The organism is Fodinibius sp. AD559 (assembly GCF_052712805.1).
Window position 1 is genome coordinate 252,549 of record NZ_JBQPVW010000004.1, and the last position, 13,563, is coordinate 266,111.

Annotated in this window: 13 protein-coding genes; 10 read left to right on the forward strand and 3 right to left on the reverse strand. The window is 41.8% G+C overall.

The genetic code is table 11. From position 1 onward, the window contains the following. Positions 1–198: 198 nt before the first annotated feature. The 9 genes from ACQ4LT_RS09255 to ACQ4LT_RS09295 all read left to right on the forward strand — a co-directional run bounded on the left by ACQ4LT_RS09255 (position 199) and on the right by ACQ4LT_RS09295 (position 10,711). Positions 199–1,260, forward strand: coding sequence for a PA0069 family radical SAM protein (locus tag ACQ4LT_RS09255; protein ID WP_445665752.1), 1,062 nt, complete (start codon positions 199–201; stop codon positions 1,258–1,260). Positions 1,261–1,491: 231 nt separating this feature from the next. Then, the gene (locus tag ACQ4LT_RS09260) at positions 1,492–2,073 is read left to right on the forward strand and encodes a thioredoxin family protein (protein ID WP_445665753.1); all 582 of its coding nucleotides are present in this window, start codon (positions 1,492–1,494) and stop codon (positions 2,071–2,073) included. A 9-nt stretch (positions 2,074–2,082) separates the two neighbouring features. Then, complete coding sequence (gene pdxH / locus ACQ4LT_RS09265; RefSeq protein ID WP_445665754.1) at positions 2,083–2,742, forward strand: pyridoxamine 5'-phosphate oxidase; 660 nt, start codon at positions 2,083–2,085, stop codon at positions 2,740–2,742. Between the two features lie 38 nt (positions 2,743–2,780). Further along, on the forward strand, positions 2,781–3,473 hold the full coding sequence (trmB, locus tag ACQ4LT_RS09270) for a tRNA (guanosine(46)-N7)-methyltransferase TrmB (protein WP_445665755.1): 693 nt from the start codon (positions 2,781–2,783) through the stop codon (positions 3,471–3,473). 120 nt (positions 3,474–3,593) lie between these two features. Further along, positions 3,594–5,543 (forward strand): hypothetical protein, encoded by a 1,950-nt coding sequence (locus ACQ4LT_RS09275; protein WP_445665756.1) that lies wholly within the window; start codon positions 3,594–3,596, stop codon positions 5,541–5,543. Between the two features lie 134 nt (positions 5,544–5,677). Continuing rightward, complete coding sequence (locus ACQ4LT_RS09280; RefSeq protein ID WP_445665757.1) at positions 5,678–6,289, forward strand: TetR/AcrR family transcriptional regulator; 612 nt, start codon at positions 5,678–5,680, stop codon at positions 6,287–6,289. A 34-nt stretch (positions 6,290–6,323) separates the two neighbouring features. Next, complete coding sequence (locus ACQ4LT_RS09285) at positions 6,324–8,816, forward strand: acyl-CoA dehydrogenase (RefSeq protein ID WP_445665758.1); 2,493 nt, start codon at positions 6,324–6,326, stop codon at positions 8,814–8,816. Between the two features lie 178 nt (positions 8,817–8,994). Next, on the forward strand, positions 8,995–9,483 hold the full coding sequence (locus ACQ4LT_RS09290) for an Lrp/AsnC family transcriptional regulator (protein WP_445665759.1): 489 nt from the start codon (positions 8,995–8,997) through the stop codon (positions 9,481–9,483). Continuing rightward, positions 9,476–10,711: a trans-sulfuration enzyme family protein gene (locus ACQ4LT_RS09295; protein WP_445665760.1), complete on the forward strand. Its 1,236-nt coding sequence runs from the start codon at positions 9,476–9,478 to the stop codon at positions 10,709–10,711. Before ACQ4LT_RS09290 ends, ACQ4LT_RS09295 begins: the two co-directional genes overlap by 8 nt. Positions 10,712–10,775: 64 nt before the next feature. Here the strand turns inward: ACQ4LT_RS09295 and ACQ4LT_RS09300 are convergent, their stop codons facing one another. Genes ACQ4LT_RS09300 through ACQ4LT_RS09310 form a run of 3 tightly spaced genes read right to left on the reverse strand, consistent with a single transcriptional unit; the run spans position 10,776 to position 12,629 of the window. Beyond that, positions 10,776–11,552, reverse strand: a complete 777-nt coding sequence (locus ACQ4LT_RS09300; RefSeq protein ID WP_445665761.1) for a TPM domain-containing protein — start codon at positions 11,550–11,552, stop codon at positions 10,776–10,778. 24 nt (positions 11,553–11,576) lie between these two features. Continuing rightward, entirely contained in the window at positions 11,577–12,026 is a 450-nt protein-coding gene (locus ACQ4LT_RS09305) for a TPM domain-containing protein (RefSeq protein WP_445665762.1), read from the reverse strand. A gap of 18 nt (positions 12,027–12,044) precedes the next feature. Continuing rightward, complete coding sequence (locus ACQ4LT_RS09310; protein WP_445665763.1) at positions 12,045–12,629, reverse strand: LemA family protein; 585 nt, start codon at positions 12,627–12,629, stop codon at positions 12,045–12,047. A 194-nt stretch (positions 12,630–12,823) separates the two neighbouring features. Here ACQ4LT_RS09310 and ACQ4LT_RS09315 point away from each other — a divergent pair, with 194 nt between their 5' ends. After that, a complete protein-coding gene (locus ACQ4LT_RS09315; protein WP_445665764.1) occupies positions 12,824–13,516 on the forward strand; it encodes an HAD family hydrolase in 693 nt (230 codons plus the stop codon). The last annotated feature ends 47 nt before the right edge of the window (positions 13,517–13,563 follow it).

The window sequence follows — 13,563 nt, forward strand, 5'->3', positions numbered from 1 at the left end:
ATATATGTAGAGAGTTATCGAAACTTTGATAATATATCCAGTAGCTAATAACCATTGTATGCAAATTTAATACAAGGTCCGGGTAGTAGCCCGGGCTTTATAATTTTGGGATGGTTGGATCTGTATGACATGATGCTGTCATTAGAGATGTTATATTGGTGCATAGAAAATTAATATTATTAATAGGATTGTGTTGCCATGCATCAGAACGATAAAAATCCCATTCGAGGTCGCGGTGCTTCAGACAACCCGGCCAATCGTTTTGAGGGAAAGTATATTGATTATGAACTTGATGAGGAAACGGGAGAAAAACCTACGCAAGGTACCAAGCTTATTGCTGATGATACAAAAGAGATATTATCCAAGAACGACAGCCCAGATATTCCGTTCACCTATGGTTTAAACCCATACCGAGGATGTGAACACGGATGTATTTATTGTTATGCGCGTCCCACGCACGAATTCTTGGGTTTTTCGGCCGGACTCGATTTTGAGTCGCGTATTATGGTGAAATATGATGCTCCGGAAAAGCTGAGATCCAAATTTGCATCCCAAAAATGGAAGCCCGAACCCATTATATTGAGCGGCGTCACCGATCCCTTCCAACCGGTAGAAAGAAAACTGGGAATTACGAGAAGTTGTCTAAAAGTTTTTGCCGAGGTGCGTAATCCGGTAGGCATAATTACAAAAAACTATTTGGTTACGCGCGATATCGACCTTTTGGAAGAGCTCGCTAAGTATAATGCCGTTCATGTAACGCTGTCAATTACTACACTGGATCGTGACTTGGCCCGAGTGATGGAGCCTCGGACATCACAGCCCAACCGGAGACTCAAGGCCATCGAGGAGTTGGCAGAGCGGGGTATTTCGGTGGGCGTCAATGTGGCTCCCATTATTCCGGGACTTACCGATCATGAATGTCCGCAGATTTTAGAACGAGCAAGAGATGCTGGCGCAACTCGGGCTGCTTATACGATTGTCAGATTACCTCATGGGGTAAAGGATCTTTTTAAAGAATGGCTCGAACAGCATTTTCCCGACCGCAAGGAGAAGGTGCTGAGCAGGATCCGTGATATCAGGGATGGTAAATTAAATAAAAGTGAATTTGGAGAGCGTTTTCACGGCAAGGGTGAATTCGCCAGTCAAATAAGAAATATGTTTAAAATTAATGTTGAAAGACTGGGTTTGAACGAGAAAAAACTACAGCTTTCAACGAAATACTTTCAGCGGCCTCAAGAGGGGCAATTAAAGTTGTTTTAAGTGCAACATGTTGCTCATAAGTTCGTTTAAAAGCCTTAAAGATAGTACCTTCAGCCCGATATCTGCGAACAGGATTTTTATTAATTATTATAGCCCTGATTTGTTATACAGATATCGGGCTTTTTTATTCATATTCCCTTTCATTTCACGTATATTCACTGAACATAAGAGGGCTAAATTTTGTACGTTCAGCCCGAATATAAAGTATAAATCAAAATAACTATTTCCGCTATGTCTGATACTCCTTCTACAATGATGGAACTTGGAACAGAAGCACCAGATTTTAAATTATTTGATACGGTAAACAATCAATTAGTTTCGCTTGATGATTTTAATAATGCCAAAGGGTTATTAGTAGTATTTATGTGTAATCACTGTCCTTTTGTGCAGCATATCCTGGATGAGTTTGTTATAACAGCCAGAGATTTGCAGCAGAAAGGAATTGGTGTTGTTGCAATAAGTTCCAACGACGTCGAAAATTACCCCGATGACAGCCCGGTAAAAATGGCTTCTTTAGCTCGCGAAAAACAATTTTCATTTCCTTATCTGTATGATGGCACTCAGGAAGTTGCAAAAGCCTATAGAGCCGCCTGTACCCCTGATTTCTTTTTATTTAATGAGAATGATGAGTTGGTCTATCGCGGACAATTTGATGACAGTCGTCCGGGTAATGACAAGCCGGTTACGGGTAATGATATTCGCGAAGCTGCTGACCTGCTTTTTGATGAAGAAGTAAAAGAAGATCAGAAGCCAAGCTTGGGTTGTAATATTAAGTGGAAAAAAGGAAATGCTCCTGAATATTTTGATGGGTAGTATTAAGAAATGACTGAAGATAGCCGATCTAAAAAAAGTATAGCGGAATTACGGCGCGAGTATTCTCAGCAGGCGTTGGCGAAGTCTGAGGTTTGCGAAAATCCCATCGATCAATTTACCGAATGGTTTAAGCAAGCCTTTTCTGCTGATCTCCTGGATGTTAATGCTATGACCCTTTCAACAGCTACAAAGCAGGCAAAGCCATCATCCCGTATTGTATTGCTCAAAGGGATAGATGAATCCGGATTCCGATTTTATACTAATTACGGAAGTAGAAAAGGTAGGGAGTTGAAGGAGAATCCCCATGCTGCTTTATGTTTTTACTGGCCCCCCTTGGAAAGACAGGTTCGTATAGAAGGAAAGGTTGAAAGGTTAAGCCGATCAGCATCAGGGGATTATTTTGAGCAGCGGCCCAGAGAAAGCAAATTGGGTGCCTGGGCATCAAAGCAGAGTAGCCAGGTCAGCTCCAGAGAAGAGTTAGAAAAACAGTTTCAGGAGATTAAACAAAAGTTTAAAAATAAGGAAATTCCAGTACCAGACTTTTGGGGTGGATTCCTATTACGTCCGCAGCGAATAGAGTTTTGGCAGGGGCGAGAAGGGCGTATGCACGACCGTATCTGTTATGAGAAATCAGATACTGGATGGAATATTTTCAGGCTTGCGCCCTGACATAGCATTTCTAACATTAGACCATTTCGTTATTTAGGATGAGCAAAGGAAAGCTGGAAAAGTTTAAGGAGGTAACAGAGTTTCTGAATACGCTGGAACTTACTGACTTTCAGGATGAGAAATCACAAAAACCAAAGGGACGCTGGCATTCCGATATATTTGAGAATGATAATCCAATGGTCTTAGAATTGGCCTGTGGTAAAGGGACTTATACATTGGAGTTGGCACGACGAAATCCTGATAAAAATTTTGTTGGTGTTGATATAAAGGGTCATCGCATTTGGAAAGGAGCTAACAAAGCGTTGGAAGAGGGATTGGATAATGTGCGGTTTTTACGAATATATATTGATCATTTGGATGAGTATTTCGGGCCTGATGAGGTTGATGATATTTGGATTACTTTTCCCGATCCGTATCCTCGCTATTCCGATCGGAATAAGCGATTATCGGGTCCAAAGTTTCTAAAGATTTATCAGCGTGTCTTAAAACAGGGAGGTGCCATACGTTTTAAGACAGATAGTGATGAGCTCTTTGCCTTTACAAAAGAATCTGTAGAACAGTCGGGGTGCAAGATTCATGAGGTAGTTGAAGAGATTTACCAAGAGCGTCCCGATGACGAATTACTCACGATCCAAACTCATTTCGAAAAAGACCACCTTGAAGAAGGGCGAACCATATCATTCATCAATTTTTCGCTTCCTGTTGCTCCCATAACCTGGGATTTAAAGTAAACTCATTTTGAGTTGTAATTTGCAGTGATCCCTGATTATTTTTTATGATTTGCACGCAGACGTTGGCATAACTATAAGGCTAATATCAATAGAGAGTTAAATTAAACTGGAGAGATTACTATGGCTAATAACACTTCTATATACAATAATTTTAAAAAGCTAAGTTGGCTACTGGCTATTCCATTAATATTAGGAGTTCTTATCACCTCTTGTGGTGACGATAGCCCGGTAAGTCCACAAGAGCAACTTGAAAATGCAAAAGGCACTGTGCAAGGGGTTGTCGTAGACAAAGCTACCGGTGATCCCCTTTCGGGTGTAGGCGTAACGCTTGTCTATGAAGATAGCACTGACGAAGGGAGTCAAACATTCTCAGGTTCCACAAGTTCTGATGGGAGCTTTACATTTCGTGATGTGCCGGTAACTAAAGATGCCAAGACAAATGAAGGAAACCCTTATACGTTAAGGTTAGATGCTTCTTCGCTTGATAATTATAGAGATAGTTATCTGGCAAAAATAAACGTTGTATTTGAGTCTACAGAAGGTGACAATGGCGCTGTAGCTACTGATATGGTTTCTAATATCCGTATACCGCTGAGCGAACAGGCTGTGACAGTTACTGGTAAAGCCCACACATTCAATGATAAAGTGATCTCCGGTGCTACCGTTGAACTATATCAGGTGTTTAACCCTGTTATTAACGGTGATAATAGTACCGAAACAGATATGTTGGTGGCTACCGGCGAAACCGGAGACGACGGTAGTTTTACGTTTGAAGGAGTAGAAGAAGATGCTTCTGTATACTTCAAATTTATTGACAAAAGTGATCCTGCAAATGTTATTGATGCTGAATCGGGACAGTATACTACTCCGGCCGGATCAGAAGGTAATGCGACTCTGGATTTAGGCGTAATAAAGGCTTCTGAACAAAATCAATCAGGAGCATTCTACCTGACAAGCGTAATGCCTGCGCCTGGTTCCGATATACGGACGGATACGGTTTTTAAGTTCGCCTTTAATCGTCCGGTAGCAGATAATGAATATACCCGTACTGATCTTGGGTTTGGTAATGGTACCATCAAGGATGATATACAATTTAACGATCAAGGTTCTAAGAAAGCACCGGGAGATGTAGAGTTTTCAGTGTCGTTTTCAAGTAACAGGGACACACTGATTGTTAATCCTGATGACGGTATGTTAGTAGATGCTACCGAATACGAATTAGAGATGGATGATGCATTAGATGATGAAAAATTCGTTGATAGGTTTGGTAATGAATTAACATGGGGTGCTTCTGATTATGAGGAAAATAAAGTTGACTTTTTTAGCTTTTCCACCAACAATAACAATGCAAAGCCCCATACCCCACAACTTTCTGTTGATGGTGCTTCCAGTGTAGATTATAATGAAGGTTTTGTTGAACTGAGTTGGGAGGTTGACGAATCTCCGGCAGATGTCAAGGAATATGAATTTTGGGAGAAAAAAGGAGATGAGTCCGCTTATGAATTATTAGCCGTAGTGGACCGCGATCAGATCACATTTAATAAGATGGATGAAACTGCTGTAGTATCAACATATGATGATCCATTAGTCATTATTCGCGGTCTAAATGGTAATACGCCGGATGAAGCAGTAGAACGTAAACTTAAAGTTCGGGCTATCAGTGAGAACTTGCGAGAAGGAGACTTCAGCAATGTGCTCACGTTCTCGGATGAGATTCAGCCTGATGTCACGTCGGCTAATTATACGAGTGGTAACGATCGGTTAACTGTTACTTTCGAGGAACCGCTCGAAAAAGGACCTGCTGAGGATCCTTCAAATTATACCATCGAGGATACCAATGGTAATCAGGTCAACGTAACCATTGAAAATATTTCTTATGAGGCGTATTATGGAAGTAGTAATGCTACCGAAGATTACAATGTTGTCATTACTGTGGCCAATGGTAATAACCTAAATACCGGTCAAACCGTTATCGTTGATCCTGCTGTTACCGATCTTGCCGGAAACAGTATGGATACGAATGATTCCAATAACGATAATGATGGTAAAGAAAACGAAGCTACTTATTAATCTTAGGTATTAATCAATAAAAAAGCCGTGCACCCAAATGTGCACGGCTTTTTTATTTGTATCTATTTTAGAGATTGCTTTATCCCAATAAGAATGTTTAATTACATAAGTTAACACTGTTAACCTGTACGTATATGAGTGGAACCAAGGAATTGAGTCTTAAAGAACAAATTATTGAAGCTGCACGAAATGTGTTGCTTTCGGAGGGATATCGTAGTTTTTCTCTGCGAAAAATAGCGCGTAAAATCGATATGAGTGCCACCAGCATCTATCTGCATTTTGAGAATAAAGATGATCTGGTGCACACATTGATGGAACAGTCGATTGAACGACTGAATAATCAGCTTCAACAGGCTGCATCTGAGGCTGATAGTCCAATAGCAAAGCTCGAAGCTTTGGCGTACGAGTACGTTCGATTTGCGCTTAAATATCAACGGGAATATCAAATAATTTATTTGATAAGTTCAGATGAAATGACCCGATATCCCAAAGAAAAGTTTCGTAAAGCACGCAAGGGTTACGAAATTGTAAGTAATGTATTACAGGAAGGTGTTAATGCCGAACTTATTGCCGAGGAAAAACCTCGAATGGCGGCATATACGTTTTGGGCACAATTGCACGGCGTAATGTCGGTAGTTTTGTCAAAGCGATTGGATACCCGTATCGATCAGCAAGAATTTATCGATGAGGCCATTGAGCATGTAATTGATGGATATAAGAAACGAACGGCTTTACATACAAATTAACAAGTTAGTACGATTTAATTTATAGGTGACTGTTATGGAATTTTTAAATGAAAGCTTAGGATTTTTATTCCAGTATCCACTCTGGGCTGTAATCGTGAGTATGATAGTTGTAGCAACCTTACTGGCCTTTTGGGGAACTCCGCTTTGGGTTTGGGCCATTGCCGGATTTGTAGCACTTTGGGGGTTTTCGGCACCCACCTGGCTTTTTATAGTCTTTGCGGCATTGGTAGTTGTCTTTAATATAAAGCCCATTCGACGTACCTTGCTTACAGGTCCGCTGATGAAGCTGTTGGATGCAATGAATTTTCTGCCTCAGATCTCGGATACCGAACGCACCGCTATTGAAGCCGGTAATGTTTGGGTGGATGCCGAGCTTTTTTCGGGCAAGCCGAACCTGAAAAGGTTGGCGAATGAGTCTTATCCTGATTTAACAGAAGAAGAACAGGCCTTTTTGGATGGTCCCGTTGAAGAACTTTGTTCAATGGTTAGTGATTGGGATGTTTTTGTACGTAAAGGTTTTACCGATGAAGTTTGGGAATTTATGCGAGAGCATAAGTTTTTCGGGTTAATCATACCTGAAAAATATGGCGGGCTCGAATTTTCTGCTTCTGCACACAGTGCCATTGTTACGAAACTGGCATCGCGATGCGGACCACTGGCAACAACGGTGATGGTTCCTAATTCATTGGGACCGGCAGAACTATTGATGCACTATGGAACTGATGAGCAAAAAGATCAATATCTGCCGAATTTGGCAACGGGTGAGGAGATGCCCTGTTTCGCTCTTACCGAACCGACTGCTGGATCTGATGCTGGGGCAATGACGGCTGAAGGTGAGGTGTTTAAAGGGGATGACGGAGAGCTTTATATCCGCTTGAACTTTACCAAGCGATATATTACTCTGGCTGCTATCTCAACGCTGATAGGTCTCGCTTTTAAACTGCGTGATCCGGAGAACCATCTTGGAAAAGGAGAGTATCCCGGTATCACCTGTGCGCTGATCCCCAGTGACACTGATGGTATCAAACTCGGACGCCGCCACGATCCGCTGGGGGTTCCGTTCTATAACTGTCCCATTGATGGGGAAGATGCCGTGGTATCAGTCAATCAGATTATTGGTGGGCCTGAACAGGCCGGTAACGGATGGCGCATGTTGATGGAATCACTCGGTGTGGGACGTGGTATTTCCCTTCCGGCACAAAGCATGGGCGGTGCCAAAGTGGCTACACGAGCACTTGGAGCCTATACCGCTGTCCGAAAACAGTTTGGTATTAACATCGGAAAATTTGAGGGTATCGAAGAGCCAATGGCACGTATTGGTGGGTTTACCTATCTGATGGATGCCGCGCGACGTTATACCTGTGCTGGCTTAGACATCGGAGAAAAACCTTCGGTGGTAACGGCTATCGCCAAGTACAACTTTACAGAATTGGGGCGTCAAATTATTAATGATGCGATGGATATACAGGGTGGTGCCGGAATATCACGTGGTCCCCGTAATATTTTTGCACACGGATATATTTCACTGCCTATAGCCATCACGGTCGAAGGAGCAAATATTCTGACTCGAAGTCTGATGATCTTTGGACAGGGAGCTATTCGTTGTCATCCCTATGCCTATGATGAAATTGACGCATTAACTCGCGGTGATGTAAAAGCTTTTGATGACGTGTTCTGGAAGCATATTGGTCACGTTGGGCGAAATAAGGCACGTGCCTTATTGATGAGTATTACAAGAGGAGCGATTGCCTCTTCACCGGTTGGCGGACCGGCTAAAAAATATTATAAGAAGTTATCATGGGCATCTGCCTCATTTGCTTTCTTAGCTGATATTGCGCTGGGTTCATATGGAGGTGGACTTAAAATTAAGGAGAAGATAAGTGGTCGGTTTGCTGATATCTTAAGCTGGATGTATCTCGCTACGGCAACGCTGCGAAGATATGATGCAGAAGGACAACGCGAAGAAGATCGTATCTTTTTTGAATGGTCAATGGATTATGCTTTTGCTCAGATCCAGGAAGCCTTCGATGCCATATATCGTGAAATCCAAGTACCGGGGCTCAGCTGGTTATTTCGTGGGCCTATTGCACTTTGGTCACGGATGAATCGGATCAGCAGCATGCCTTCAGATAAGCTGGGACACAAAGTTGCCCAAGCGATGCAAGAGCGCAGTGAACAGCGCGATCGTATTACGGACGGAATTTATCTTCCTGATGATAAAGAGGAGGCGCTCGGTCGTTACGAGTACGCATTTAAACTTTCTGAGGAAGCTGCTCCGGTTTATAAGAAGATCTATAAAGCGACGAAGAAAAAAGAGCTGCCTAAAACCCAGGCACGCTTTGTCATTGATCAGGCGGTAGAAAAAGATATCATTGATAAGGATGAAGCAGAATTACTGCGCAAAGCCGAAGATGCACGAATTGATATGGTACAGGTGGATGAGTTTACACTCGAGGAATATGAAAACCTGACGCCTTCAACTCCAAAACTCGAAGACAGTGCTGAGGCTGAAAATATAGCCGGTTAGCAGTTGTAGTAAACTTACTTGATTGTTATTAGCCTCGTCAATCTATCTAATTGGCGGGGCTTTTTTATTGCAGTAATTTATATTGATTAAATCAAAGATAAGTAGTTATTTAATCTATATAATATAGTATATATAGTGTATTGTTCTTTTTATAAGCTTAAATACAGTTTAATATAATATGAAGGATTATAATTTAGATAATATTGATAGAAAGATTTTAACCATTCTGCAGCAAGACGGACGTATAACGAATAATAAATTAGCCGAAAAGGTTGGCCTTACTACAACGCCTACTTTAGAGCGTGTAAAGCGCTTGGAGCGGGAGGGTATTATTAAGGGATATGGTGCTCGCGTAGATGAGGAAGCGATTGGGAAAAGTTTGGTCGTATTTTGTTCACTTCGGTTAGCAGTCCACCAGATGCATACCTTGGACGAAGTTTGTGATCGTATTGAAGAGATGCCAGAGATACAGGCCTGCTATCATATAACCGGGGACTCTGACTTTTTGTTGAAGATTGTGGTTGAAGATATGTCGGCCTATGAAAATTTCATGCATGATAAATTAACACGGCTGCCGGGAATTGAGCGTATCTACAGTAATATTGTATTGTCTACAAAAAAAGAAAATCATCACCTTCCAATAGACGAGGATCAGGACAATGAATAAATCTAAATTTAGTATTGAAAGTGAAACTGTACATGCCGATCATCCAAAAAACGATCCATTCGGTTCGCATGTGATGCCGATTTACCAGACTTCAACATTTCAATTTGATTCCGTAGAAGACGGACGCAAATTTTTTGCCCAAGAAGAGGGCGGGGCCACACATTCATATTCGAGGTTAGGAAATCCGACCGTAGATAGATTGGAAGCTATACTTGCTCGGTTGGAAGGTTCTGATCTGCCGGATAGTGATGATATATCTGCTCTGGCATTTAGTAGTGGAATGGCGGCAATCAGTACAGCCTTAATTGCGATGGCAAAGCAAGGGACAGTAGTGGCACAACCTGCACTTTATGGGTGTACCGGACAGTTTCTAAAAGAGGAAGCCCCTGAGTTGGGTATTGATACGCACTTTTTGGATTTGAATGATCTCGATGCTTTGGATAAAGCCTTGAAGGAGAATCCGGAGGTAAAGGTGATTTATGCTGAAACGATAGCCAATCCAACAATGGAGGTCGTTAACATATCGGCAATTGCTGATTTGGCTGAAGCTTATAATGTAACTTTTATTGTTGATAATACTTTTGGTACCCCATACCACGTACGTCCACTGGAGCATGGAGCAGATGTGGTGGTACATTCAGCGACAAAGTACTTAAATGGTCATGGTACGTTGATTGGCGGGGCAGTAGTTGGTCGGAATACTCTTCTTGAAGAGTTTAACTTAGCAACCTACCGCAAAAATCTGGGGGGTGTGATGAGTCCTTTTGAATCTTGGTTGCTACTAAATGGCTTAAAAACCTTCAACCTGAGGATGGAGCGTCATGCCGAAAATACGATGGGGGTTGCAGAGTATCTGGACCAGCACGAAGGTGTTAATAAAGTATTTTATCCGGGACTGCAATCACATCCAGACTACAATTTAACTTCTGACATGTTCGATGGCGGGTATGGAGGGGTATTAAGTTTTGAACTTGAAGGCGGTTTTGAAGCTGGTGTTCAGCTAATGGAAAATGTTGAACTTTGTACGCTGGCCGTCAGCTTAGGCACGGCCGATACGCTTATTCAGCATCCAGCTTCAATGACGCATTCGGTGATGGATGAAGAGTTGCGTTTGCAAGCGGGTATTACTGATGGGTTGGTCCGATTAGCTGTTGGTATTGAAAAGATTGATGATATTATTGCTGATTTAAAACAAGCATTGGCTAAGATTGAGCCGGCGACGGGTTAAAATTCTAAAAGCCCTCCACTTTTTAAGTGCGGGACTTTTAGATTAAGGTCTTGTCTTAAATATTTCACCATCCACCACTGGCGCCGCCACCGCCGGAACCGAATCCGCCACCGCCGCTAAATCCGCCAAATCCTCCACCGGAAGAGCTGCCCCCGAAACCGCCTCCACCGCCGAGGAAGATAAATCCGCCCGGGCCAAGTGTACGACGCCTTTTGCCTTTACGGCCCCCTTTTCCACCACCACGAGAAGAAGCATAAAAGACAAAAAACAGAAAGAGCATAAAAATAATAAAGTCAGCGGTGCCACCGCTGTCAGATGATTGGTTATTTGCTAATTGACCTTCAAATTCTCCGCTGGCAAGCTGAATGAGCGCTGAAGTAGCTCGATCTAATCCCCCGTAATAATTAGAATTTTTAAAGCTGGGAGTTAAAATTTCTCTGATAATACGTCCGGCCATCACATCGGGAATAGCTCCTTCGAGTCCGTAGCCAACCTCAATGCGCATCTTTCGCTCCTGTTGAGCAATAAGGATAAGTACCCCATTATCCTTATTATCTTCCCACATTTTCCAATCATTAAAAAGGGTGGTTGCGGCTTCTTCAATAGAAATTCCACCTAAGTTATCGAGCGTAGCAATAGAGATTACCGTTGTTGTGGTATCTCTATAATTACGTAATTTTTGTTCGAGCTGTTGTCGTTCACCCGATGTAAGCATTTTGGCAAAATCATTGACGTGACCTACCGGTTTGGAGGGCAGATCCTGAGCCAACATTAGATTGGGCAACAGGAAAAGTACGATTAGAAAAGTTGTAATAGATGTTGTGCGTTTGATGGAAAACATAGAGGCTGTGCTAAAAATTAAATCCTAATTTTTGTTGTCGTGAAAGCTTATGTCGTTTGACAGCTCTTCGAGATCTCCCTTCTGATGATAGGGGAAGAGTTCCTCCAGCTTATTGCCAACTTTGTAGACCGCTTCTTCGATTCCCTCTTCGAATTCTTCTTTCTTAAAGTGATTGATTAAGATCTGTAGAACGTCATTCCAAAAGCCGTCTTCTACTTCGCGGTGGATGCCTTTGCCAGCATAAACAGCCGCTTTATGGTCTTCAGTGGCAATATAAATCAGTACTCCATTTTGAAGCTTGGTTTCGTCCATACCCAAATCATGAAAAACATGGTCTGCACGGTCTAACGCATTGTTAGCACAATGGTGTTCAATATGCACGCGAACTTCACCGGATGTTTTTTGTTCAGCGGCGTTGATTGCATCTACAATTTGTTCTTCTTCGTCCTCCGTTAAAAACTGTCTGGCAGGCATAAAATGAAAGATTTACAATTAAAAATTAACTTCCGGAACTTCCTCGGCACCTTTATCAGCTTCAAAATAGGCTTTCTGATCAAATCCGAAAATACCGGCAAAAAGATTATTTGGAAATCGCATTACAGTAGTGTTATAGCTTTGGACCGTCTCATTAAAACGCTGGCGCTCGGTAGCAATACGATTTTCTGTACCTTCCAGTTGAACCTGTAGGTCCCGAAAGTTCTGGTTGGCTTTTAATTCAGGATATTTTTCGACTGTTACAAGCATTCTCGACAAGGCTCCCGAGAGCTGCTGTTGAGCCTGCTGGAACTGCTGGATCTTTTGTGGATTGTTAAGATCATCAGCTGATATTTGAATTGAACTGGCTCTGCTGCGTGCTTCAGTAACTTCGGTGAGTGTTTCCTGCTCAAAATCTGCTGCTCCTTTTACAGTGTTGACTAAGTTGGGGACTAAGTCGGCTCGCCGCTGGTATTGATTTTCAACTTGTGCCCAAGATTGCTCTACGTTCTGTTCTTGTTCAACAAGGGTGTTGTATTTTCCAATTCCGATAAAAACTAACAAAGCAGCAACGCCTAATCCGATGAGGGCCTTAATATTCATATTGATGATGTTTGGTTAATAATTTTAAGGCAATAAATATACGAAAGCCACAGTAAAATGATGCAAGTAATATGATTAATCAAAAATTTAAGAATCACACAGAAGGACAAATATTTTGAGGGTATCATTTTTAAATCTTAGCAATCAAATTGCTATCTTTGAGCGAAATATTTTCAACTTATATATCTACAATTTTGTCTTACGAATTTATCTATTTTGATTTGGATGATACGCTACTCGATCACAAATCAGCCGAAACCGCAGGTCTGAAAGATGTTCATGCTCATTTTGACATTTTTGAGAATATAAGTGCCGGAAAATTAATTGACGTATATCATCAGGTAAACAGCAGGCAGTGGGGCCTATATAGCCAGGCAAAAATTAGCCGTGAGGAATTACAGCGCAACAGATTTGAACTTACGCTAAAAGAACTCAGCTTGGATCCAACTCTATATGAAGAGGTAGGGAACTATTATATGCAGTGCTATCGTAACCACTGGCAGTGGATTGACGGGGCCAAAGAAACATATTATGACGTCGTTGAAAAATATCCCGTCGGAATTTTGACAAATGGTTTTGCTGAAACACAACGAAAAAAGTTTAAAGCTTTTGATCTTTATAATTCAGCAGAAACAACCGTTATTTCTGAAGAGGTCGGAGTATTAAAACCTCATCCTGACGTATTTGAGTTTGCCACAGAACGTGCTGGTGTAGATGCTGATAAGGTACTCTACGTGGGAGATTCCTTTAGCTCTGATGTTGAAGGCGGTACGAAATTCGGATGGAATGTTGCTTGGTTTACACAAAATGGAGAATCGGAGAAGCATAAAAAAGCCCACTATGTGTTTAATGATTTTAATGCTTTGCGAAATTTACTAAAAATTTAGAATGCAAAGGTTTAGGGTTCATTGATGACCTTAAACCTTCATTTTCA

What these genes read in the sequence shown, in the direction of transcription:
- ACQ4LT_RS09295 (WP_445665760.1), top strand. Translation starts at nt 9,476, where the DNA reads ATGAATAAATCTAAATTTAGTATTGAAAGTGAAACTGTACATGCCGAT.
- pdxH (WP_445665754.1), top strand. Translation starts at nt 2,083, where the DNA reads ATGACTGAAGATAGCCGATCTAAAAAAAGTATAGCGGAATTACGGCGC.
- ACQ4LT_RS09275 (WP_445665756.1), top strand. Translation starts at nt 3,594, where the DNA reads ATGGCTAATAACACTTCTATATACAATAATTTTAAAAAGCTAAGTTGG.
- ACQ4LT_RS09310 (WP_445665763.1), bottom strand. Translation starts at nt 12,629, where the DNA reads ATGAATATTAAGGCCCTCATCGGATTAGGCGTTGCTGCTTTGTTAGTT.
- ACQ4LT_RS09260 (WP_445665753.1), top strand. Translation starts at nt 1,492, where the DNA reads ATGTCTGATACTCCTTCTACAATGATGGAACTTGGAACAGAAGCACCA.
- ACQ4LT_RS09305 (WP_445665762.1), bottom strand. Translation starts at nt 12,026, where the DNA reads ATGCCTGCCAGACAGTTTTTAACGGAGGACGAAGAAGAACAAATTGTA.
- ACQ4LT_RS09290 (WP_445665759.1), top strand. Translation starts at nt 8,995, where the DNA reads ATGAAGGATTATAATTTAGATAATATTGATAGAAAGATTTTAACCATT.
- ACQ4LT_RS09255 (WP_445665752.1), top strand. Translation starts at nt 199, where the DNA reads ATGCATCAGAACGATAAAAATCCCATTCGAGGTCGCGGTGCTTCAGAC.
- ACQ4LT_RS09285 (WP_445665758.1), top strand. Translation starts at nt 6,324, where the DNA reads ATGGAATTTTTAAATGAAAGCTTAGGATTTTTATTCCAGTATCCACTC.
- trmB (WP_445665755.1), top strand. Translation starts at nt 2,781, where the DNA reads ATGAGCAAAGGAAAGCTGGAAAAGTTTAAGGAGGTAACAGAGTTTCTG.
- ACQ4LT_RS09280 (WP_445665757.1), top strand. Translation starts at nt 5,678, where the DNA reads ATGAGTGGAACCAAGGAATTGAGTCTTAAAGAACAAATTATTGAAGCT.
- ACQ4LT_RS09300 (WP_445665761.1), bottom strand. Translation starts at nt 11,552, where the DNA reads ATGTTTTCCATCAAACGCACAACATCTATTACAACTTTTCTAATCGTA.